Source organism: Lwoffella lincolnii (assembly GCF_037201985.1).
GTDB classification, from domain to species: Bacteria; Pseudomonadota; Gammaproteobacteria; order Pseudomonadales; family Moraxellaceae; genus Psychrobacter; species Psychrobacter lincolnii.
Window position 1 is genome coordinate 394248 of record NZ_CP147511.1, and the last position, 23994, is coordinate 418241.

General features: G+C 42.6%; 15 protein-coding genes and 1 pseudogene. 11 read left to right on the top strand and 5 right to left on the bottom strand.

Annotated features, from left to right (window positions below; all coding sequences use genetic code 11):
• Window positions 1–77: 77 nt before the first annotated feature.
• A complete protein-coding gene (locus tag WDM69_RS01820; RefSeq protein ID WP_078307467.1) occupies window positions 78–1022 on the bottom strand; it encodes an acetyltransferase in 945 nt (314 codons plus the stop codon).
• 294 nt (window positions 1023–1316) lie between these two features.
• Between WDM69_RS01820 and WDM69_RS01825 the strand changes: the two are divergent.
• The 3 genes and pseudogenes from WDM69_RS01825 to WDM69_RS01835 form a co-directional block, all read left to right on the top strand.
• Window positions 1317–1976, top strand: a pseudogene (locus tag WDM69_RS01825) (OmpA family protein); the annotation flags it as partial.
• Window positions 1977–2538: 562 nt separating this feature from the next.
• Window positions 2539–3105: an alkyl hydroperoxide reductase subunit C gene (gene ahpC / locus WDM69_RS01830; RefSeq protein WP_078307469.1), complete on the top strand. Its 567-nt coding sequence runs from the start codon at window positions 2539–2541 to the stop codon at window positions 3103–3105.
• Between the two features lie 191 nt (window positions 3106–3296).
• Window positions 3297–3851, top strand: a complete 555-nt coding sequence (locus tag WDM69_RS01835) for a copper resistance protein NlpE (protein ID WP_240494897.1) — start codon at window positions 3297–3299, stop codon at window positions 3849–3851.
• Between the two features lie 506 nt (window positions 3852–4357).
• Here WDM69_RS01835 and WDM69_RS01840 read toward each other — a convergent pair.
• Both WDM69_RS01840 and WDM69_RS01845 read right to left on the bottom strand, forming a co-directional pair.
• A complete protein-coding gene (locus tag WDM69_RS01840; RefSeq protein WP_338755560.1) occupies window positions 4358–5797 on the bottom strand; it encodes a nicotinate phosphoribosyltransferase in 1440 nt (479 codons plus the stop codon).
• Between the two features lie 202 nt (window positions 5798–5999).
• The gene (locus tag WDM69_RS01845) at window positions 6000–7007 is read right to left on the bottom strand and encodes a bifunctional nicotinamide-nucleotide adenylyltransferase/Nudix hydroxylase (RefSeq protein ID WP_338755849.1); all 1008 of its coding nucleotides are present in this window, start codon (window positions 7005–7007) and stop codon (window positions 6000–6002) included.
• A 380-nt stretch (window positions 7008–7387) separates the two neighbouring features.
• Between WDM69_RS01845 and WDM69_RS01850 the strand changes: the two genes are divergently transcribed.
• Window positions 7388–7627, top strand: coding sequence for a hypothetical protein (locus WDM69_RS01850; protein WP_338755850.1), 240 nt, complete (start codon window positions 7388–7390; stop codon window positions 7625–7627).
• 243 nt (window positions 7628–7870) lie between these two features.
• Here WDM69_RS01850 and WDM69_RS01855 read toward each other — a convergent pair whose 3' ends face one another.
• Window positions 7871–8095 carry a YdcH family protein gene (locus WDM69_RS01855; protein WP_078307480.1) on the bottom strand — a complete coding sequence of 75 codons (225 nt, stop codon included), beginning with the start codon at window positions 8093–8095 and terminating at the stop codon, window positions 7871–7873.
• 304 nt (window positions 8096–8399) lie between these two features.
• On the opposite strand from WDM69_RS01855, the gene ahpF reads away from it, so the two are divergent.
• Window positions 8400–10007: an alkyl hydroperoxide reductase subunit F gene (gene ahpF / locus WDM69_RS01860; RefSeq protein ID WP_078307482.1), complete on the top strand. Its 1608-nt coding sequence runs from the start codon at window positions 8400–8402 to the stop codon at window positions 10005–10007.
• 148 nt (window positions 10008–10155) lie between these two features.
• Here the strand turns inward: ahpF and WDM69_RS01865 are convergent, their stop codons facing one another.
• Window positions 10156–11376: an NAD(P)/FAD-dependent oxidoreductase gene (locus WDM69_RS01865; RefSeq protein ID WP_338755851.1), complete on the bottom strand. Its 1221-nt coding sequence runs from the start codon at window positions 11374–11376 to the stop codon at window positions 10156–10158.
• Between the two features lie 468 nt (window positions 11377–11844).
• On the opposite strand from WDM69_RS01865, the gene acs reads away from it, so the two are divergent.
• The 6 genes from acs (at window position 11845) to hisD (ending at window position 23844) form a co-directional block, all read left to right on the top strand.
• Window positions 11845–13809: an acetate--CoA ligase gene (acs, locus tag WDM69_RS01870; protein ID WP_338755561.1), complete on the top strand. Its 1965-nt coding sequence runs from the start codon at window positions 11845–11847 to the stop codon at window positions 13807–13809.
• A gap of 228 nt (window positions 13810–14037) precedes the next feature.
• Window positions 14038–14682 (top strand): CDP-diacylglycerol--glycerol-3-phosphate 3-phosphatidyltransferase, encoded by a 645-nt coding sequence (pgsA, locus tag WDM69_RS01875; RefSeq protein ID WP_078307486.1) that lies wholly within the window; start codon window positions 14038–14040, stop codon window positions 14680–14682.
• Window positions 14683–14762: 80 nt separating this feature from the next.
• Complete coding sequence (gene purL, locus WDM69_RS01880) at window positions 14763–18779, top strand: phosphoribosylformylglycinamidine synthase (protein WP_338755562.1); 4017 nt, start codon at window positions 14763–14765, stop codon at window positions 18777–18779.
• 53 nt (window positions 18780–18832) lie between these two features.
• Window positions 18833–18982, top strand: a complete 150-nt coding sequence (locus WDM69_RS01885; RefSeq protein WP_338755563.1) for a hypothetical protein — start codon at window positions 18833–18835, stop codon at window positions 18980–18982.
• A gap of 510 nt (window positions 18983–19492) precedes the next feature.
• On the top strand, window positions 19493–22147 hold the full coding sequence (locus WDM69_RS01890) for an ImpA family metalloprotease (protein WP_422393267.1): 2655 nt from the start codon (window positions 19493–19495) through the stop codon (window positions 22145–22147).
• A gap of 395 nt (window positions 22148–22542) precedes the next feature.
• Complete coding sequence (hisD, locus tag WDM69_RS01895) at window positions 22543–23844, top strand: histidinol dehydrogenase (protein ID WP_338755565.1); 1302 nt, start codon at window positions 22543–22545, stop codon at window positions 23842–23844.
• Window positions 23845–23994: the final 150 nt, after the last annotated feature.

Consider the following 23994-nt stretch of genomic DNA (forward strand, 5'->3'; position numbering starts at 1 on the left):
CATTGTTGGATTTTGATTTGTTGGCAATATGCTGGCAACTGGCATCACCCATCTTTGTCAAGCTTCATATCCAACCTTTAATCAAATTCCGCCAACATCGATGTCATGCGAGTGTCTTTTTTTTGCCATAATTCATCTAACCAAGCATAAAATGCTTGTGTGGCATCGACATCATGAGAATAAGCACCTTGCTTGATTGCGTCAAATAACCCATCATTCATTGTCATGTGACGCACGTCCACCCCCAAACGTTGCACATTACCCAGCCATAAATCTGCATAAGTGGGGGGAGCATTGGGGAAATCAGGGTAGACCACCGTCATATCTAAGATGCCATCAATCTGCTGACCCAAAGCACTGATGGCAAGTGCCAGACCGCCTGCTTTGGGTTTTAATAAATGTCGATAAGGTGAATTTTGGGCTCGATGCTTGGCAGTGCTAAAGCGTGTGCCCTCCAGATAGTTTAGCAAAGTAAAGGGTTTGTGTTTTAACAAATCACACGCTCGTTTGGCTTCAAGAATATCTTTACCTTTTAGAGTAGGATTTTTAGCAATGGCTTGTTTACTGTGGCGTTTCATCATCGGAAAATCCAAAAAATAAAATGCTTGCCCAACAATGGGGATATAAATCAGCTCATATTTGGTAAAAAATCGAGTCAAAGGCAGGTAATTACGACTGACATACTGTATCACACTGGTATCAACCCAAGATTGATGATTGCACACCAGCAGATACTGTTTGTGTGTGTCAACATCATCAGGTAAGCTGATACGCCAATCTTTGTCAGGCATCAGGGTGTCGATGATGTTGTTATTGGTGTTAATCCAATGGTTGGCAAGCTTGATGACTGCTTCATCAGCAAAGGCGTTGCCACTGACGGTTTTAATGACACCTGCCAGCCACACAGGCACTGCCAACATCACTGAGTTGGCAGTGATGACAAATCCTGCTGTGGCAAGCGACAGACGGCTGGCAAATTGGGGGTAAGATTGTCGCAGACGTTGTAGAGCAGTTGGTTTCATATGATATTAACATTTCATAATTTTGGTAAAAGTTTGGCAAAAATTTGGCAACACCTAACACCATACCAGCCAAATAATCTAAGCCATTATGACAAAATAAGCCTTAATAAGCACTTCTCATACACAGATGTAACAAAATATTACAAATATTTTTGTTATCATATTTTTATTGATTCATTTCCCACAAACACAATAAATAAACCATTTAACAAACCAAATAAACGCACCATTGCCATAAACACACATTTAAACATAACGGCTAAACACACATTACCAGAACACAAGGATACCATTATGAAAACCACTTTAAACACCAAACTACTCATCACAACCTTAGCGGGTTCGATGGCGTTGGTCGGTTGTGCCGCTGATCCCACTGGACAAACCACCATTAATAAAACTGCCCTTGGTACATTGGCAGGTGCTACCTTAGGTGCTGGAGTGTCAAAGGCGACTGGGGGTGAAAGAACAGGTCGTGATGCTGCCATCGGTGCTGCCATCGGTGCTGGTGTGGGCTATTATATGCAACGTCAAGAACAACAATTAAAACAGCAAATGGCTGGCACAGGGGTGGAAGTTGCACTTGATCCACGCACCAATGATATCAATTTGGTCATGCCAAGCAACATCACTTTTGATACTGATAAAACCTATATCAAGCCCACTTTTACCAACACATTAGACAAGTTGGCAGCCACCATGAATGAATATGGTCAAACCACCGTTGTGATTATGGGGCATACTGACAGCGTGGGTGATGCAGGCTATAACCAAGGTTTGTCTGAGCGTCGTGCTTTCTCTGTTGCCAGTTATTTAAACAACCGTGGCGTGTCTTCTCACCGCATCAGCACCGTGGGCTATGGTGAGTCGCAACCCATTGCTGACAATAACACCGAATATGGCAAAGCACAAAATCGCCGTGTTGAAATCAAAATCAACGCCCCACAAAACATTCAGCAATCATCTTATTCTCAATCACCTTATGCTCAATCACCTTATGCTTATGCACCCCAAAATCAATATTATGATGACAATCGATATTATGACGAAGGTCGGTATCATGATGACAATCGGTATGATGATAATCGATACTATCATGAAAGAGAATATTATAATGGAGACCATTATCATGAAGGGGGCTATCATGATGGAAGTCATTATGATGGAAGTGGGTATTATTTATAATAAATACGCTTATAATTAATAAGCGTGGCTATTGATATTAATATTAAGCATTAAGGGGCACTGCCTAGACTTGTTTATGATTTGTTCAGAAGCTTAAAAATGATAAAGACAGCATTTCAACATTAAAAAAATAAATCATAACATTAAATTCTTTAAACTGGAGAAACGCTTATCCTACCATGATAATGATAAGCTCAAGTAATCAAGCAATAAAGCACTTAAATAAAGCACCTAGAATCCAGAAACTTTTTTAAGATGCTTGACTTGATGTTTTTATGTTAACAGCCATGTTAACAACAACCGATTAACCGATAACCGATAAGGAGTCATCATGACCGCCATCATCAACCAACAAATCCCAGAATTTAAAACCGAAGCTTTTGTCAACGGAGAATTTAAAACCATCTCATCTGACGATGTCAAAGGCAACTGGGCGATTTTTATGTTTTATCCCCATGATTTTACCTTTGTTTGCCCAACTGAACTAGAAGACATGGCAAACCATTATGAAGAACTCAAAGGCTTAGGCGTAGAAGTTTATGCCGTATCAACTGACACCCACTTTGTGCATAAAGCATGGCATGACTCATCAGAAGCCATCAGCAAAGTTAAATTTCCCATGCTGGGCGACGGCACAGGCAAAATCACTCGTGGCTTTAACATCATGATTGAAGAAGACAACGCTGCCTTACGTGGCACATTCTTAATTGACCCAGAAGGTTTTATTAAAGTGGCAGAAATTCATGATTTGGGCATTGGTCGCTCTGCTAAAGACATGGTGCGTAAAGTCAAAGCCGCCCAATATGTGCGTGAAAACGATGGTGAAGTCTGCCCAGCAGCTTGGGAAGATGGCAAAGAAACCTTAAAGCCCAGCATTGATTTGGTTGGAAAAATCTAAGCCCAATTCAAGCTTTTGATACAAAAAGCAACAACACAACAACAAAGGGCTGATGATAAGCATGTCATCAGCCCTTTATGATGGTAATGGCAATTGTCTTGTTGAGATAAAAATTTTATGCCATAATGTTTTGTGTTAAAAATTAAGTTGTTTAATGTTGGTTAATCTTGTTTTGAAGAGATTTTTTTAATATGAATATGAAACTAAAATCGTCCATTGTGTTTGCCATGTTGACACTGTTATCATTGACTGCTTGTGATAACTCAAATAAAAGCAATGCCGATCAAAGCAGTACAACCCAACAAGCAACCCATGAAGAAGCAAGCACTCAAGCAGTTGAACAGCCTATCATCGACTCAACTGATGATGCTGTGGCTGACCCCATCGATGACGGTCAACAACCTGAAGTTACTGTTACAGATGGTGTGGGTGTGTTGCCTCAATCTGCTTATTCTGGTGTGTTGCCTTGTGCAGATTGTTCAGGCATTCAGACTGACTTGACGCTAAACGCTGATGGCACATTTGTGATGGAGCAAGAATATTTGGGCAAGCCTGATGGTCAAATAACAACCAAAGGAACATATGACATCAATGGTTTGGACAGTCGATATGTGTTGTTACATCCAGAAGATCAATCTGACATACCGCCTTATTTGATTTATATGGATAAAGACAGCGTGCAATTTCGTGATATAGAAAATGGAGAAGAGCCATCGCCTGACCACACATTGAATTTGGTGTCTTGATTGATTCGTCGTGTGTCATTGTCTGACCATCGTTTGTGATTTAGGTAGAGATGTCAGTAACTTTCGCCCTAATCAGGGCGATTTTTTTGAGACACTTCTTTTGAGACACTGTTGTAACTCACCCTTTTTGTTAAGATAAGTTAAAAATTTGGTCAGCTTGGTCAGTCTTATTGGGATAAGAAGATGGGGATAAAATGGAAGTTGGCGTTATTCCATCACTGGCGTTATTCCACCATGGGATAAAACGGTTTGTTTCATTGGGTTTATGGGTTATTTGGGATAATTTCAATGATGGGGGGGATTGATGGCAGAGATTAATGATAACAAAATCTGACAGCCATCTTTGGATTTGTGGTGGTTTTACCATGAATTGACCATACAATCTTTTAAAAGTATTCTTTTAAAAGTATTGATATCTCGCTTGCCATCAGCAAGGCTTAAGGTTGGATTTCCCAATAATTATTCATTATTGCTTTAGCCAAAGACAATAAAATAACCAAAGGTAATCACCACCCCGCCCGCTCACGAATGACAGTCAAATTGTCATCAATCAATAACTTACCATTGATAAACACATCTTGGAGCAGGTTGTTTTTATGATTGGTATCATTCCCCAATTCATCTTCTCGAATGGTGCGAATATGGCGAACATCATGGTTGGTCAGATTGCCATCATTTGTGCCATCAGTGTTTATCAATGCCAAACGACCTTTTTTGGAGCGTTTGGAATGGCTGGTAATGGGGTCTTTATACACATCATGCCACTTGCCATCAATGCAGATGCTACTGGCTTTCATGGCAAATCCTAAGGTGTCTCGGTTGACTTGTTGTAACAGCCCACCACCCATACCAAAGGTAACGTTCTCAGTGCTAAAACCTGCGTCCATGATGGCATCTAAGATTTTGCTGATGCTGTGTGGGTTAATGCCATCTCCTTGGATTAGGCGTATATGGTCAGGTAATTGCTTATAGCCTTTGCTGTTTGTTTTAGAGCCAAATTTGGCAGCCAAACGTTCCAGTGCTTCACGCACCACTTTGGCAGGTTCGCCACTGTCAGGGCGAATGACCAGCGTACCGCCCATATTCTCGACTTTGTCTTTGAGCTCATCGCCCCAAATGTTATCAATGGCATTCCATAAGTCATAGCTGTCTGATACCACTGAAAACGCCTTACCTTCACCGCCAAACCGCTCAATCATGTTGGCAAAAGCGGCAGGCTCACCGTCACGTCCCCAAGCGGTCATGGTGCTATGTTCAGCAGCTGGGATAGAAAAACCCGCCATCTCGTCATTCATACCATACCAACGGGTGGCTGCCACCAACGCAGTCAGACTGTCTGTGCCAGAAAAATTGACCAAATGTGCCAAACTGCCCAATGCCACCGTCTCAAGGCTGGACGCGCCTCGTGAACCAAAATCATGTAATCGAAATGGCAAGCTGTCTAAGCTGTCTGCTGATTTTGCTAAGGCGGATTTGATGATGCCCTTACAGTAATGCGATACGCTGGCGACTGTGGTTGGATACCATAAAGCACGCAGCAGAGCCGTTTCAATATAAGTGGTGAGCCAATAAAATTCAGGGTCAGTATTGACAACTTGACACAACACATTGCCAGTAGGAATGATTGACCCTTCTGCCACTGCTTGAATGCGTAAGGGCAGGCGACCTTGATGTTTGTCTAGCAGTCGTTGCCAACCATCACGATTAAATGGCAAGCCATGGGCAACTATCACCGCTTGGGCATCGTCAATGTCTTTTTGGGTAATGGGGGTGATTAAATACTCTTTAACAAAGGCTTGTAATCCAAAAAAGACCACAGGATAATCACCACGGCGTGCCTCAACATAGCTGGACACGTATTCGCTGTTTGGTGGATATTGCAAATAATGCGACGTTTTGTAGCTATCGGCATTTAAGATAAGGTTGGTTAAGTTTTTGGTAAACATAGTCAGAAATCCTCTGATGACTGTCATCGACTGATGACGATAAGCCCAATCCGTCTATCGGAGTGGGGAAAGTGGTGGAAAAAATTAAGCAATTTTAGACCATTTAGGCACTATTATTTGAACAAATTTAAATAAATAGTATGCAATTTCAATAAACAAGATGCACAAAGTAGAAAGTAGGCAAGTTTTTTTACGATACGCCTTACAACCCCACCATTTTGGTGATGATGGCATGATGGTCTTCAAACATTTTTTTGCTGTCCAACTCTGCCAATGGTAACCAAAATGCTTTTGTTGCATCATCACCCCCTTTGACTTTTGGTAAGCCTTTGGGGTCGTTTTTTAATTGAAAATAAAACACTTGCGTGATGGTGCGTCCCCGTGCTGAGCGGTATGGGTCATCAAACGTATGCTGACTATGGCGAGAGCCTTTAAGAACAGGCTCAGGCACTTTTAGGCGAGTTTCTTCTCTTAACTCACGGACACACGCATCAAACAGCGTTTCTTTTTTGTTAATAAAGCCTCCTGGCAATGCCCATAAGCCCTTGCCAGGTAAACTGCGACGTTCTACCAATAAGACATGCCCAGACTGTACCACAAGGGCATCAGCGGTCATAAACGTGGGTGGATAGGGTGCATATTCCCATTGTTTTTTATAGCGGTCAATAAACCAAGCTTCTTCGTGCAATGTTTGATAATCATCGCTTTGTTTAAAATCGTTTAACACCTGTTGGGTGGATGTTGGAATACGTTCTGCTGTTGGGGTTGCTCCCATTAAAAAGGCATCTCGAATGGGTGTGGCAGACAGGTTGTGAAAATTTGGTACAGACACCGATGCACAGTTGGGGAACAGCGACAGATAATAAGATGAGCTGTCTTTAGAATGTCCAATCAGACCAATGTTAGCCATCAAATTGCCTGTTACTGATTTGACGCATTTTTGCACATATTGAAGCCAACGAGTGTCATTATAAAGGGCATCGTCCAAACCCACGCAATGAATGCGGTCAGCGTCATCTTTAGGGTATGCCCCTTTTATCATCTGTGTGCGTTCTGTTACGGTAAAAGGGTTACGCAAACTTCTGGGTAAATTGGCAGAGCCAATGAGCATGATGACGTGATTGGCTCGTTTTAAGGCTTGGTCAACGACAGATTTATGTCCCAAATGAAATGGCTGAAATCGTCCAATAAATACCAAATAATCATACATTTGATGGTCATCGGCTTGATGGTCATTGGTTGTGGATGGGGCGAAAGTTTGATTAGAAAAGTTTGCCACAGGTCACCTTGTGTTTTGTGATACGGTTAAAAGTTGCGTTTTATCATATCCTAAAATCATAGCCTAAAACCAAAATTTGGTAAATTGTTAAGGAATGTCATCATATCGATTTTGCAAGCGATGAGCGATTGTTGTCATGTGGTTAGGGCTGGCGTACTCCTAAAAGTAAAAAACAATTTTTTACAAAATCGCTGATGTGAGCGTCCTATACTGAACCATATGACAATGAACCACGTGGGTTAGATGGTGCGATTGTACCTTAAATTGGACAACAAAAGGAAATTGGATAGCCAAAGGACGCTTCTGTGGGTATGATTTTTTGGATAGCAATGTATCTATTGATTAGCCTATTTTATAAATGGGTGATTTCTTGGGGTGGGGCAAAAACCATTGAAGGTTGGAAGTCGTTTTTTTTAATCGGCTGGTTTGCGTTAGACTGGAATAGTGAACAAATTAGGCTTTATGCGTTAATTGGCTGGTTGGTTACTACTGTCATATTTATTATTGGGTGTTTTAATTCTCAATTTAGAGAAGAATATTTTTGGTACTAAATTGTTGGGTTAAATTGACGTTTAAAAAGCAGTTACTAACCAGCAGTTACAAAACTCCCACGATGGTTTGCATGGGGCTGTTCGCAAAGGGTTTTGTTCATAAAACAGATGCAATGATGCTTTCTTTCTTTATTAAACTTCCTGCAAAACCCCAATTTTATTAGATTCAGATTTTTTACAAAAGCCTTATCCAACAAGGATAAGGTGATTGTTACCCATTAGTTTTGCAGGAAATTTATTCTTTTACTCTTCTTTTTTACTTTCTAAAATGCGATAAAGCTCATCTTTTAATTGCAATTTTTTGCGTTTCATTTTTTCGATTTCGTCTTCACGGCTGGCGTGTTTGACCACATCTCGCTCCAGTTTGTCAATTTGGTTATCTAAGTCATTATGTTCATGAAACAGCTTGGCAAAATGTGCGTCTGTTTGTTTAAGTTCGGTGATGAGTTCACGATGTTCTGGAAACATGATGGTTATCCTTATGTTGAATGTTGATGAATGTTATTGGTGAATGTTGGCTTGCCGTTGCCCCCAACATGGCATTGGTTTAAAGGGGGTTTATGCCATTCTACCTAAATTTGCTGACAGTAACCAGCATAATAACCACTTTAATAATGATAAAAAATAAATCAAAAATAAATTATTGATTAAAAATATAAAACATAAACTTTGATTTTCTAACATTGTCTAAAGGGTAATCATGTCGGATAATGACATTATCCAAAGTCACTCATCTGTGGCAAAAATGATGGAATAATCACGGAGACCCAACATGTTAGACCAAAGTTTATTAGACGCTGTTAAATCTTATGGCGAAAATATCGTTCGCCCCATTCGCTTTGTCATCGGTCAAGGCGAGCATGACAAGCGTCAAGAATTGAGTGAGTTTTTAAGTCAAATTGCCAGTAGCAGTGATAAAGTTGCCTTTGATGTCAATGACCCTGCATTTGTAGATGGTCATTTACCCAGTCCGATTAGCTTTAGAATTGATTACCAACAGCAAAATGATGCTCATCAAGATTTAGGCTATCAAGATTCAGGCATTGTGTTTAGTGGCATTCCGGGTGGGCATGAATTCAGTTCGTTGATTTTAGCAATGTTGCATGCAGGTGGACACACGCTGAAACTTGATGGCAGTATTCAAAAGCTGATTAAACGCATTGACAAGCCGTTAAACTTTCAGACCTATGTGTCATTAAGTTGTCATAATTGCCCTGATGTGGTGCAGGCATTAAATCAATTTGCTGTGTTAAATGACAACATCAGCAATGAGATGATTGATGGTGGTTTGTTCCAAGAACAAGTACAAGCCAATAACATTCAAGGTGTGCCAGCGGTATTTTTAAATGGCAAACCTTTTGTCAGTGGCAAGGTAGATACTGCCAAAATCATTGATAAATTGCAAGCTGAATACCCAGATTTGTTAAGTGAGATAAGTGAAGATGATGGCGAACAGTTAGAGCAACAAGATGTGACCATCATTGGCGGTGGTCCTGCTGGTGTGGCAGCGGCGATTTATACCGCACGTAAAGGCTTAAAGGTAACCATTGTTGCTGACCGTGTTGGTGGACAGGTCAAAGACACCCAAGACATCGAAAATCTCATCTCTGTGCCATTGACGAATGGCAATGAGCTGTCAGCCAACTTTAATAAACATCTAAAAGCATATGAAGTAACCATTAAGGAGCATGTCAGCGTTAAATCGTTGAGTGAAACGGTGGATGAAAATTACCGCATTCATCTAAACACAGGCGAAGAGTTTGATACCCGCAGTGTGATTTTGGCAACGGGGGCAAAGTGGCGAAAACTTGGCGTCCCGGGTGAAGATGACTATGTTGGTAATGGTGTGGCGTATTGTCCACATTGTGATGGTCCTTTCTTTAAAGGCAAAGATGTGGCGGTCATCGGTGGTGGTAACTCAGGCATTGAAGCTGCTCTTGATTTGGCAGGCATTGTGAAACATGTAACGGTATTTGAGTTTGCCGACTCGCTTAAAGCTGATCAAGTGTTGATTAATAAAGCCAAACAGAAGTCAAACATTGATATATTAACGTCGGTTGCCACGCAAGAAATTAAGGCCACCGATGGTAAAGTCAGCTCGATTGTTTATCAAGAACGGAACACTGGTGAGATAAAAGAGCTAGATTTATCTGCCGTGTTCATACAAATTGGGCTGGTGCCTAACTCAGAATTTGTGAAAGGGTTTGTTGATGTTAACCGCTTTGGTGAGATTGAAATTGATGAACGTTGCCATACTGACCGCAAGGGCATTTTTGCTTGTGGTGATGTGACCACCGTGCCATTTAAACAAATTAATATTGCGATGGGCGAAGGCAGTAAGGCAGCATTATCAGCATTTGAGTATCTGGTGATGCAGTGATGACATGTCTAAGTGTTTGAATGGTAAATATTTTTAATTGTAAGTGTTTTAATTAAATGCCAATTGAATGCTAAGTGTGTCATCAGTGACATAAACCACCCATACACATTCATGCGATATGGGTGGTTTGCTTGTCTAAACCACTTGTCTAAGCCACTTGCCCACAAGCATGACCACTTGCCCATGCCCATTGAAAATTATAGCCTCCAAGCCAGCCTGTTACATCTAACACTTCGCCCACAAAATATAAGTTCTCTTGCAGTTGACTTTGCATGGTCTTAGATGAAATGTATTCGGTTGACACACCGCCAAGTGTTACTTCTGCTGTGCGATAGCCTTCTGTGCCAGATGGTTTTAGTGTCCAATCGTTGAGTGTCTGTCCGATTTTGTTTAACTGCTCGTCTTTGATGTTGGCAAGGTCGCAATCTTGATGTTCAGCCCATAAAAGTGCTTGCAAGGCTGACAGCAGGTTTTTGGCAAAATGGTCAGCCAAGGCGGTCTTAATTTTTTGTTTGGGGTGGCGGCGTTTGTATTGGCACAAATGGTCTGATACATTCAAATCAGGCAATAAGTTGATGTGAATGCTCTCACCGAGTTGCCAATAATTAGACAACTGTAACATGGCAAAGCCTGACAAACCACGATGCGTAAAGAGCATGGGACGAGCAAAGCTTATCCGTTCATTAAATGCCACCACGTCATGACTGATGCCTGACAAACTGGCGAACACATCTCCTAATTTATCCGTAAATGTAAAGGGTACTAACCCTGCTTGGGTGGGAACGATGTGATGTCCAAACTGCTCAGCGACTTGATAACCAAACCCTGTCGCTCCCATGGTGGGAATGGATAACCCACCTGTGGCAATCACCAAAGATTCACAACCGATAACACCTTGATTGGTATGGACGATAAAATTAACCGCTGATGAACTGGCATGGTTATCGTGAACAATATTTTTGCAAGCATGCACGGATTGCACCGCACAATTTAGGCGGACAGTTGCTCCCACGGCATCACATTCTGCCAGTAACATGGTCAAAATGTCCTTAGATGACTTATCACAAAACAGTTGACCATGTTCTTTTTCATGATAATCAATGCCATGCTGTGCCACCATGTCAATAAATTGCCATGGGGTAAAACGGCTTAATGCTGATTTACAAAAATGTGGATTTTGGCTGATAAACTGCTCTGGCTCAACTGACAGATTGGTGAAATTACAGCGTCCACCACCAGACATTAAGATTTTTTTGCCTGCTTTATTGGCATGGTCAATAATCAGCACTGACCTACCTCGTTTGCCTGCGGTCAAAGCGGTGAATAGCCCTGATGCCCCAGCCCCAATGATCAGCACTTGAGTCAGCATTGGTTGAGTAATGACGGGTGTTTGGGTGGTCAGTTGGGTATTATCAGATGGGTTTGACTCAGAAGAAGACATACAGTACTCAAAATCAATGATAAATGAATGACAAAAAATCACTGCTTTAGGATAAATTGGTTTACAAATCGGTTTACAATGACAGCAAAATCTAGTAAAACTATCATAAGCCACTTTGCTTGCTAACTTGCCACCTTACTTAACCGCAGTTACCCATGGTCATGACATATTCATAAAGTGGGCTATCATCAAGTGGATTGAAAGTGAATTGGCAGAAAGTAAATTGGCAAAGTAAATGCACCAGATTCACCAAGCTCACAAGGACACGCAACTCATTTGTAGTGATGATGGTGATATTGGCATCGTTGACTCATCAATGCTAAAGAGTCATCAATTCAACCAAACATCAATACCAAATAAGTACTTAACCGAAAAGCACTCGACAAGGAGGTTATCATGGTAAAAACTTATCCCGCCAGTAATGAATTCAAAGCCAAGGCGAACACCACGCCTGAACAATATCAACAAACTTACCAACAATCGGTTGCTGATGCCAGCAGTAACGAAGCCTTTTGGGCAAAACGTGCTGAGTTGATTGATTGGATAAAAAAACCCACTAAGATTAAAAATGTCAATTATGACCTTGATAATTTTAGCATCAAATGGTTTGAAGATGGTGAGTTAAACGTGTCTGTTAACTGCCTTGACCGTCATTTGCAAAAAAATCTATTTAAACCAGCCATTATTTGGGAAGGAGACCACCCATCACAGCATAAAATCATCTCTTATAAAGAGTTGCATGCTGAGGTGTGTCGTTTGGGGAATGCCATGCGTAAAATGGGCGTGGGCAAAGGTGACCGTGTGACTTTGTATATGCCAATGATACCTGAGGCGGCAGCTGCCATGCTGGCATGTGCCAGAATTGGGGCAGTGCATTCGGTGGTGTTTGGTGGCTTTAGTGCTGACAGTTTGGCAAGTCGCATCATCGACAGTCAGTCAAAACTGGTCATCACCGCTGATGAGAGTGTGCGTGGTGGCAAACACACCCCGCTAAAATCCAATGTTGATAGGGCTTTGGACGTGGACGGAACTGACTGCGTACAAAAAGTCATTGTTGTCTATCGCACAGGCACGTCCATTCCGATGAGTGGTCGCCGTGATGTTTGGTATCACACCGTCATTGACAATGCCAACGAAGACTGTCCACCTGAGCCGATGAATGCTGAAGACCCTTTGTTTTTGCTTTATACTTCTGGCTCAACAGGCAAGCCCAAAGGGGTGTTACATACCACAGGTGGATACATCACTTATGCGCTGTCAACGTTCCGTGATATTTTTGATGTCAAAGATGATGATGTGTTTTGGTGTACTGCTGATGTGGGTTGGATCACAGGGCATAGTTATGTGTTATACGCCCCACTTGCCAACGGCACCAGTACGGTGATGTTTGAGGGTGTGCCACAATATCCAGATTGGGCAAGGATTGGTAACATTGTTGACAAGCATGACGTGAGCATTTTATATACCGCTCCGACTGCCATTCGTGCGATGATGAAAGAGGGCGATGACTACGTCAGACAATCTGACCGCTCAAGCTTGCGTCTGCTTGGCTCGGTGGGTGAACCGATTAACCCTGAAGCGTGGGATTGGTATTACCATGTGGTGGGTGAAAGTCGTTGTCCGATTGTCGATACTTGGTGGCAAACTGAGACAGGTGGGGTGATGATGACCCCAATTCCTGGGGCAGTCGATCTCAAACCGGGGGCTGCCATGACCCCACTGTATGGCATTAAGCCTGCCATTGTTGATGGTCAGGGCAATGCCGTTCAAGGAGCAGGCGAAGGCAATCTGGTGATACAAGACAGCTGGCCGGGGCAAATGCGGGGCATTTGGGGGGATCACAAACGCTTTTTGCAGACCTACTTTAGTGCTTATCCTGGCAATTACTTCACAGGTGATGGGGCATTGCGTGATGAAGATGGGCATTATTGGATTACAGGGCGTGTTGATGATGTATTGAACGTGTCAGGTCATCGATTGGGGACAGCAGAGATTGAAAGTGCTTTGGTGGCTCACCCTGCGGTGGCAGAAGCGGCGATTGTTGGCATACCACATGACATCAAAGGTCAAGGCGTGGGGGCATATGTCATCTTGCGAACAGGTGAAGAGCCAAGCGATGCCTTAAAAGGTGAGATTAATCGTCATGTGCGAGCTGAAATCGGTCCGATTGCCAACATTGATGCCATGTTTTTGGTTGATGCTTTGCCAAAAACTCGCTCAGGCAAAATCATGCGTCGCATCTTACGCAAGCTTGCTTTGGGTGAGTATGAAGGCTTGGGCGACACGTCTACCCTTGCTGATGCTGACGTGGTTGATAACTTAATTGCGGTGGTTAAAGCAGTTAAAGCAGAAAAAGGCTAGTCAAAACAAGGCTGGTTAAAAATTGGTCATGCTTGATGGCGACTGATGACGCCACATGACTGAATGAAACAACCAAACCAAATGACATCATCATAACCTTAGCATCAACCTTAACACCACCCATCAGCCATGCTTAAGCATCTGATAACCGCTTGGGTGTGGCTTTTTCGTTGGCGTGTCTGTGTGAACATGTTAAGCTATGGCTAAATTGGCAACCTAAGACCCGTTATGACGGCATCATCTTCAAATCAAAGCATATTTAACTTACCCAATAACCTGACCATCGCTCGCATCATCATGATACCTGTGTTTGTGTTGATTGCTTATTGGCCCCCAGCCTTAGGGGTTGGTGTGCCTGCCATTCAAGACAACGCCATTGCTCGTATTGGCATGTATGAGTTTAGTGACAGTTTGCTTCGGCATGTTTTATTGACATCTGTGTTTGTGTTGGCGGCGATTACCGATTGGTTAGATGGTTATTTTGCTCGTAAAATGGGCATTTCTTCTGCGTTTGGGCAGTTTTTAGACCCTGTGGCGGATAAGCTGATGGTGGCAGCAGCACTCATCATCTTGGTGCAGTGGCATGCCAATGTCATCATGGCAATCGCTGCCATTGTCATCATCTCTCGTGAGATTGCGGTTTCTGCCTTGCGTGAATGGATGGCAGAGCTTGGCAATCGCACCAGCGTGGCGGTGTCTTATGTGGGCAAATTAAAAACGACCTTTCAAATGATTGCCATCATTGTGCTGTTATTAAATTGGCAGTCGCTTGAGACCTTGGGCTATGTGCTGATGGTGGCGGCGGTGATATTGACGCTGTGGTCGATGTTGATATATCTTAAAGCGGCTTGGCCGTATCTTAAGCAAAATTAGAGCAATCATTTTTATCACATCATTTTATTAAATTATTGTTATTAAATCACTGTACTTTGTTAAATCATTGGAAGCACTTTATGACCTTCATCGCTGGACACCCATTTTTAACCGATTTTCAAAAAAATCAACTGCTTAATAACATTAACCAAACCACTAATATCAACCAAGCCAGCATCAACCAAACCACCAACTGTCAACTGACCGACATCATCAGCCAACAGGTTTTTATTTTTTCCACCACATTGAGCAAGCAAGAGCAAAAAAAAGCAATTGATTTGTTAAACGATGGCAAAACGTTTGAGCTGATGAAGCCCACCGACAGCCAACGGCAACTGATTGTCAGCCCTCGTTTTGGCACAATTAGCCCTTGGGCAAGTAAGGCGACTGATATTTTTAATAACTGCGACATCGCCATCGAACGGGTGGAGCGGTTAATGGTTTATACGTTGGTGGGAGAAAATCTGCCTGAAACACTGCCCCATGATGTCGAGATGATGTTATATGACCGCATGACGCAAAGTTTGTTTTATGATTTGACAAAAGCCCGTCATCTGTTTGATGACCACGAACCTGCCCATCTGAATCATGTTGATGTCATGGGGCTGTCATCTCAAGGGGGGCGTGAAGCGTTAGAGTCTGCCAACCGTGAGTTTGGCTTTGCGTTATCGCATCAAGACATGGATTATTTAATGAATGCCTATGTCAATGAGCTAAAACGCAACCCCACCGATGTGGAGCTGATGATGTTTGCTCAAGCCAATTCAGAGCATTGTCGTCATAAGATTTTTAATGCCCAATGGGTAATTGATGGTGAAGCACAGCCAAAATATCTGTTTGACATGATTAAAAATACGTTCCAACAAAATCCCAACGACATTTTATCAGCGTATAAAGACAACGCTGCGGTGATTAAAGGGCATGATGGACAACGGTTTTATCCGCTTTTAAACCGTCAAAATAACCATTTAGAATACGATTTTCATCAAGAACCGATTGATATTTTGATGAAAGTAGAAACTCATAATCACCCAACAGCGATTGCGCCTTATGCGGGGGCTGCAACAGGTTCAGGGGGTGAAATTCGTGATGAAGGGGCGACAGGGCGTGGCGGTAAACCAAAAGTAGGGCTGACAGGATTTCATGTATCACATTTGCATCTGCCTGACATGCCTGAAAAATGGGAATCCGATTGTGGACGGAGTGGAGTGGTTTCTACCGCTGACTATGGCAAACCTGAGCGTATGGCATCGGCGTTACAAATCATGACTGATGCTCCATTGGGCAGTGCGGCATTTTGTAATGAATTTGGTCGCCCCAATTTGCTGGGTTATTTTCGTTCGTTTCAACTTGACACGTCCAAAGAGCAGGACGGTAGCCAAATGCGTGGTTATCATAAACCCATCATGATTGCTGGGGGTTATGGCAATATCAAACGCAATTTGGTGGAAAAAAATGCCATTCAAGCGGGTGATTTGTTGATTATTTTGGGTGGCCCTGCCATGCAAATTGGGCTTGGTGGTGGGGCGGCAAGCTCTGTGGATAGTGGTGAATTTGATGAAGGTTTGGACTTTGCTTCTGTGCAACGTGATAATGCTGAGATGGAACGCCGTTGTCAAGAAGTGATTGACCGCTGTTGGGCAATGGCAGAAGATGGCAACGATAAAAACCCCATCGTGTCCATTCATGACGTGGGGGCAGGCGGGTTATCCAATGCCATGCCCGAGCTTGTCAATGACCACAAATTGGGGGCGGTGTTGAACTTGCGTCAAGTACCATCACTTGAAAAAGGCATGTCGCCGATGGCAATTTGGTCAAATGAAGCCCAAGAACGTTATGTGCTTGCCATTCGTCCAAACAGTCTTGAGCTGTTTGATGACATCTGTGAGCGTGAGCGTTGTCCGTATGCCATTTTAGGCGAAGCAACCGAAGTGCGTCAGTTGGTGGTTGATGACCCACTGTTAAATTCAAACGGTGATTGCCAACCTGTGGACATGCCATTACAAGTGTTGCTGGGTGGTACGCCAAAAATGCAACGTTCTTTTAACCGTAGCAAACCAAATTTAACGGCTTTAAACCTAGAAAAAGTTCAATTGCGTGAAGCGGTCAAAGATGTGTTACGTCATCCAACGGTGGCGAATAAATCATTTTTGATCAGCATTGGCGACCGCTCAATCACGGGCATGGTGGTGCGCGACCAGTTTGTTGGGCGTTATCAAGTTCCTGTGGCGGACTGTGCAGTAACAGCATCAGCATTCATGCCCCTTGATGGCAAACCCATGACAGGCGAAGCCATGAGCATTGGCGAACGCACACCAGTTGCTCTTATCAACCCTAAGGCATCGGCCCGTCTTGCCGTTGCTGAAGCCATTACTAATATTGCAGCGGCAAACATCGCCAAGTTATCAGACATTACCCTATCAGCAAATTGGATGGCAGCATGTGGTGAAGACAAAGAAGATCAAGCCTTATACGATGCGGTGCATGCGGTGGGTGAAGAGCTGTGTCCTACTCTTGGCATTGCCATTCCTGTGGGTAAAGACAGTTTATCAATGCGTGCCAATTGGCGTGATGGCGATGATAATAAGTCGGTGGTGTCGCCCATGTCGCTGATCATCACCGCCTTTGCTCCTGTACAAAACGTGGCAAAAACATTAACCCCAGAGCTTGTTAATACCGACAGTGCCTTATATCGCATTGATTTATCCAAAGGGCAATTTCGCTTGGGTGGTTCTATCCTTGCACAAACAATAAGCCAACTGGGTGATGATTGTCCTGATTTGGACAATCCGCAAGATTTAATCAAATTTTTTAACTTTATTCAACAAGCCAATGAAAAAAACTTAATCACAGCCTATCATGACATTGGTGATGGTGGCTTGCTTGCCACAGTTGCTGAGATGCAATTCACCAGTCGTCAAGGGGTAAAATTGGTGTTAAGTGATGATAACTTACTGGGTCAGCTGTTTGCCGAAGAGCTGGGTGCGGTTGTGCAAGTCTTGCCTGAGCATGTGGTGGATTTGATGACATTGGCAGATGCCTTGGGCATCAATCATCTCATCAGCTTGATTGGACAAACCACCGATGAAGACAGCTTAATTATCCAAAGCCCCACTCAAACGGTTCGTTTTGACCGAGCTGAATTACAACAAGAGTGGACAAAAGTAAGTTATCATATTGCTAAAAATCGTGATAACCCTGCCTGTGTCCAACAAGAATTTGACCTAATTGCTGATAAAAACCATCAAGGTCTCATCAGCTTTACCAATTATGATTTAAATCAAGCGATTGAAACACCTTATATCAACAGCCGAAGCACACAACCCAAAGTGGCGATTTTGCGTGAGCAGGGTGTCAACGGTCATTTGGAGATGGCAAGTGGTTTTACCCAAGTTGGGTTTAATGCCGTTGATGTGCATATGAGTGATTTGCTCAAAGGGCGAGTAAACTTGCGTGATTTTGATGGTTTGGTGGCGTGTGGAGGGTTTAGTTACGGTGATGTGCTTGGGGCTGGTTCAGGTTGGGCAAAATCGATTTTGTATCATGATGAACTAAGAATGCAGTTTGTCCGCTTTTTTAACCGCCCAGAGACGTTCTCTTTAGGCGTGTGTAATGGCTGTCAGATGATGAGCCAGCTTAAAGAGTTAATTCCGGGGGCAGATAATTTTCCACGCTTTATCGCCAATAAATCTGCCCGCTTTGAAGCCCGTACTGTCAATGTCAAAATTGAACGCACTAAGTCGGTGCTGTTAAAAGGCATGCAAGACAGCATTTTACCCATTGCGGTGGCACATGGTGAAGGATTTGCCACCTTGAGCGACACTGACATCACTGGCATGACCGCCCATGGGCAAGTGGTGATGCGATATGTGGATAGCCATGGCAATCCAACCGAGCATTATCCGCTTAATCCGAATGGTTCACCACAAGGCGTAACAGGCATTTGTAGTACCGATGGGCGAGTAACCTTGATGATGCCACACCCAGAGAGAACTCTAAAAGCTTATAACCATAGCTGGAAGCCAAACGAATGGGACATCAATGGTGATGGGGCGTGGTTGAGACTGTTTAGAAATGCGCGGGCGTTTTTACGGTAAAGAGATTATTAATGAAATTTTGTTAATAAGACTTTGTTAATAAGACTTTGTTAATGGTTAATATACGAAACTTCATCATCTCACCTTCATTGATTGATTTATTCGCAGGCATGGGCGGTTTTCACACCGCCTTGTCCGCCTATGGAGCAAAATGTCATTTCCTTGTTCAAGCTTGCACCATTCATCATAAAAAATCTTGGTAATCAACGAAAAAAACATATAAATTGATTGGCTTTTTGATAGTATTTTCTGTGTCTTTTTTATTTTCATTCATTCTAAGGTACAGATTTATGAATAATGACTGCATATGGTCACAAGTTACTAAAACCAATCTTTCTTATAAATTTACACTAACAACCATCGTTGCCAGTATGTTATTGGTTGGTTGTGGGGAATTGAGTAATTCTACCAACCAAATTGTTACTTCAAAGACTGATACCCCACAGATGCCAAATATCGAGTCGAATAACAAAACACCCGTTGTTTCTTCTGAAAAATCAGACTCAACAGCCAAATCCGATAAAAAACAATCAAATCCATCTGTTGCCCCTAAAAATACCGATAAGCCCAAAGACACCAACAAGCCAGTCAATCACGTCATCAAAAAACCACTTGTCGACAACAAGCCAGAAATTTCAGCAACAGAATCACAAAGAAACAGAATAGAGCAAGCATTGCGTACAGGTAATGCGTCATTTTTACAAAAACAAGACATCAGTGTTTTAACCACTCAAGCCATCGAATTGCCCAAATCGCAACTGGCACGTCAGCAGGCGATATTAGCCAGTATCCTAAGTGATGATAAAAATCAGCCATTAGATCAAACCTTAAACATCGCCAACAATGCGGTAACATACGGCAGTATCCCGATTAATACTCATGACGTGATGAATAACATACCACTTGCTAAATCAGACTCAGGTCTCACCATGTCTGCTTTATCTATTGCCCATAATGGTCGTGGTTTGATGTATGGTCGAGATGTGTTGGGAGACATTGTGAATGAAAACAAACATCTTGCCCACCGAGCCATCTTAGCAAACGCTCTACGCTGGGTAACCAGTGGCAATGCCAAAACCAAACTAACAACAGTTAAGATTGCCAGCGTTCATTATGATGCCAAAAAAGCACAAAAATTCTATCAAACGTACATGAATGCCACAGCAAACATTGTTAATTGTGATGTGTTTGCCAGCAATAATGACTGTTGGAAATCGGTAGATGTGATTTTTTTAGGTGATAACGCCGCCACACAACCTAATGCCACCCAACGTATCAGAGAGTTTATGCGGGCAGGTAAAGGGGTGGTGTATATGGCAAGTGGTTGGTGGAGTAACCGACCTGAAGACGGTCTTAAAGCCAATACGCTGGCACAAGGCATGGGATTGTCTGTTGACGCTGGCAATGGTAATTATTGGGAAAGTGGCGATCATCTGCAAATCAAGACTCATCGTACCCTTAAGCAGAGTTTAAGCAAAGCGGATCGCTTAAGCGGCATTGTTGATGTGCTAACGGCACTCAATGACTCAAACCCAACCACTGACTCGACATTGAATGCAAATCATCCTTGGATACGCACCATCAATCAAACTTCTCACTATTTAAAAGTGATGAATGAAGCGGGTAAATCACCATTTGAATCCCAAGATATTGAGACTCTTAAGATTTGGCGTTACTTGGTGCTATTGGCTGACATGTACCGTCCTTCTGTGGTGTATGATAAGGTCAAACCCACAGACACCGCCACTTTTTTAACCATGTATGTTGCAGATAGCTGGCTGGATTATACACGTCAACACATCACTGCCTTGCCTAAAGGGGCAGGTGATTATATGCCAGCTGAAGCCATAACTATCCCAGTTAGCCAAGAGTGGGAAACCATCACCGTTACCATTCCGCAAACATCAGGGGTAACGCTGATTGGGCGTGCCAGCATTCCAAGCCAGCCACTAAGCATACAGGTTGTGCCAAACACCGCTAATCAAGACAATGCCAATGCCAAATTGAGAGTACAAACCAGCTATTTGCGTGCAATGGGCAACCCATTTGAAGGTTATCAACGCCCACGTCGTCCACAAAGCCATAGCTTACCCATCAATGACCAAAATGAAAGCGTACTCAATAGTCCTTTTGGTGGCCCATTGATATTAAATTATAATAATGCCACTGCTGGTTCAACCATTACCTTACGTATCAAAGGCTCAGCAAAATACGCTCACTATGATTTTACTCAGCCCATCACGGATGCTCAGATAAATGAAGCAACCACTTCGCTACAAAGTCGTAAGTTTGGCTGGAACACCTTTAAATTCACAGGTGGCGACATTCAGCAAATCACCCCTTATGCTTTAAAATCAATGGGCAATGACCCACGTAAATATGTTGATGACATCAAAACGTTTGTGTTTGAAAGCAACCACATCGCCAATGGCTACAACAACATTACCATTGCTTCAACCACCAAACAATACTGTAACACTTTGGGTTGGGACTGCACGGGTACTGTTCACAACGCGCCGAATGTTCAGCATTTTATTGGCTGGATTGCTCAATGTGGTTGGTTGTGTTCTGGCAACCCCACAGATGCTTTTACAGGTGTTGATACAGGTTGGGGCTGGGTGCATGAGTTGGGGCACAACACCGTACAACGTGTGCTGACTTTATCTTTCAAAAGCTCAGAAAATGGTCAGCAAATTGGCTGTATGGTGGAATGTGATAACAACCATTTAGCAGGTTTGAGTATGTTGCGCAAATATCAGTTATCTGGCGGTGATTATAATACCGATAACTTTGCTCATTGGTTGATATATCGTCAACTTCAGCAAGCTCGTGCCACAGGCAAAACAGGCAAAGAGCTACGCCTTGCCACCGAAAAAGCAATTTGGAATGGTGATGGTTATGCCAATAATGGTGGTAAACGAGCCTTTGCCATGCAACAAGCCTTTGCTTATTCTCGCTTGCATCTAAAACAAGCACAACCTGACTTACAGGGTGTTTTTGAATATTTTAAATTGTTAAACATTGGCAATCGTTTGGTTGACAAACTGGATTTAACCAAAGCCACCGCAGAACAAAAAGCCAAATATGGGGTAGGGGCATACAACCAAAACAACATCAGCAATATCGACCTAAACTATATTTTGACTTCCAAAATTATTGGTCATGATATGAAAGATGTTTATGAAGTTTATGGTCTGCCAATTTCAGAACAAGCACATCGGTCAGTTGCCATGCTAAACTTACCCATCGCTCCAGTGAACTTTTATGCCATTGCTAAAAATCGCACCAATCATCTTAATGAAGGTCGCTGGATAGATAAACTGCCTGTAACAGGTGCATTACCATCATATCCGTTCCCAACCAATTAATGTCATCAATACTTAAGCACCATATAACTTAAGCACCATATATGCTTGCCACCATAAATATTGAGTGCCATGAATGTGATTAACAGCAGTAAAAAAGTCCAGCAAGTTAATGACTGTTGGGCTTTTTTGATGACTTAAACCCACCATAAATCAAAACACCTTGATTCAACAACAAAAAACCAGCAGAATTAACGAAATTAACAAATGGAAGAAATGAAGAAATATGGTTAAATCATGATTAATTTTTTTTAAATCTTTTTAAAATTGTTATTAAGACAATGTACTTCCTTTTACGGTAAGTTTATTGCAAAAAGTTAAATTGCAAAAAGTTAAAACAATGACAAAAGCAATCTCTTAAAAACAATCTCTTAAAAGCAACCCCTTTAGGACACACCATGCGTATTTTAACCAGCCAATCAGCCACATTTGAGCAAGAGCTTGATGATTTACTTGCCTTTGAAACCGTCAATGACCCCAAGTTGCTTGCGACAGTCGATGACATCATTGCTCAGGTACGCCAAGGTGGTGATGATGTGGTTTTGAAGTTAACTCAACAATTTGACAATCACCCTGGCAAAACTTTTGATGAATTAATCATTGCTCAAGACACGCTAAAACATGCTTTTGATAATCTGTCATCAGATGTGAAAAGTGCATTGGAGCTATCAGCAAAACGCATTCAAACTTTTCATCAACAACAAGTTCAACACAGTTGGACATACCAAGATGAGCTGGGTAATACACTGGGGCAACAAGTCACTTCATTAGATAAGGTTGGAATCTATGTGCCAGGAGGATTGGCAAGCTATCCGTCAAGTGTGCTGATGAATGCCATTCCTGCCAAAGTGGCAGGCGTGGGTGAGATTATTATGGTTGTGCCAGCCCCAAATGGCAAACTTAATCCGTTGGTGTTGGCAGCAGCCTATTTGGCAGGGGTGGATAAGGTATTCACCATTGGGGGAGCTCAAGCGGTGGCAGCATTGGCGTACGGTACGGACAGCATTGCCAAAGTGGATAAAATCACAGGGCCTGGTAATAAATATGTTGCTGCTGCCAAACGGGCGGTATTTGGGCAAGTGGGTATTGACATGATAGCAGGGCCATCAGAGGTGTTGGTGTATGCTGAAGGTGAGGATAACGACAGAGCCGATTGGCTTGCCATGGATTTATTAAGCCAAGCTGAGCATGATACAGTGGCACAGGCAATTTTTGTTACCACAAGTGAATCTTTGCTCAAAGAGGTGGCACAACAAATTGATAAAGCTTTGACTGTTTTGCCAAAGGCAGATATTGCCAAACAAGCCATTGCCAATCGTGGGGCATTGATTTTGGTAAAAAATCGGACAGAAGCCATCACGGTGATTAACCGCATTGCTCCTGAGCATTTGGAGTTATCACTTGATGAACCTCAGGCGTTGCTTGCAGACATTCGTCATGCAGGTGCAATTTTTATGGGGCGATTTACCCCTGAGGCGATTGGCGATTATTGTGCAGGAGCAAATCATGTGTTGCCAACATCAGGAACGGCAAGATTTAGCTCACCACTTGGGGTGTATGATTTTCAAAAAAAATCATCGCTCATTCATTGCACCCAAGATGGCAGTCAGTTGCTTGCCAAAACGGCAGATATTTTGGCAAGGCAAGAAAACTTAGATGCCCATGCGTCATCAGCTCGTTATCGGCTTAAAAAAGGTTAAAATTGCGTGGTATATTAATTCAAGGTTAGGCGTATTAAAAAATAAATGTGCTTGAAATTGATAACCACCATACCTATAAAGAAAGCTGATAAACAATCTTGATAAACAATCTTGATAAACAATCTTGACAAACAGCCCCCATATCCCAGC

Bases quoted from the DNA above. Each gene is read 5' to 3' on its own strand.
- WDM69_RS01885 (WP_338755563.1), top strand. From the start codon at position 18,833: ATGGTTAATATACGAAACTTCATCATCTCACCTTCATTGATTGATTTA.
- pgsA (WP_078307486.1), top strand. From the start codon at position 14,038: ATGACGGCATCATCTTCAAATCAAAGCATATTTAACTTACCCAATAAC.
- WDM69_RS01855 (WP_078307480.1), bottom strand. From the start codon at position 8,095: ATGTTTCCAGAACATCGTGAACTCATCACCGAACTTAAACAAACAGAC.
- ahpC (WP_078307469.1), top strand. From the start codon at position 2,539: ATGACCGCCATCATCAACCAACAAATCCCAGAATTTAAAACCGAAGCT.
- WDM69_RS01865 (WP_338755851.1), bottom strand. From the start codon at position 11,376: ATGCTGACTCAAGTGCTGATCATTGGGGCTGGGGCATCAGGGCTATTC.
- acs (WP_338755561.1), top strand. From the start codon at position 11,845: ATGGTAAAAACTTATCCCGCCAGTAATGAATTCAAAGCCAAGGCGAAC.
- WDM69_RS01845 (WP_338755849.1), bottom strand. From the start codon at position 7,007: ATGTATGATTATTTGGTATTTATTGGACGATTTCAGCCATTTCATTTG.
- WDM69_RS01840 (WP_338755560.1), bottom strand. From the start codon at position 5,797: ATGTTTACCAAAAACTTAACCAACCTTATCTTAAATGCCGATAGCTAC.
- WDM69_RS01835 (WP_240494897.1), top strand. From the start codon at position 3,297: ATGAATATGAAACTAAAATCGTCCATTGTGTTTGCCATGTTGACACTG.
- purL (WP_338755562.1), top strand. From the start codon at position 14,763: ATGACCTTCATCGCTGGACACCCATTTTTAACCGATTTTCAAAAAAAT.
- WDM69_RS01850 (WP_338755850.1), top strand. From the start codon at position 7,388: ATGATTTTTTGGATAGCAATGTATCTATTGATTAGCCTATTTTATAAA.
- ahpF (WP_078307482.1), top strand. From the start codon at position 8,400: ATGTTAGACCAAAGTTTATTAGACGCTGTTAAATCTTATGGCGAAAAT.
- hisD (WP_338755565.1), top strand. From the start codon at position 22,543: ATGCGTATTTTAACCAGCCAATCAGCCACATTTGAGCAAGAGCTTGAT.
- WDM69_RS01820 (WP_078307467.1), bottom strand. From the start codon at position 1,022: ATGAAACCAACTGCTCTACAACGTCTGCGACAATCTTACCCCCAATTT.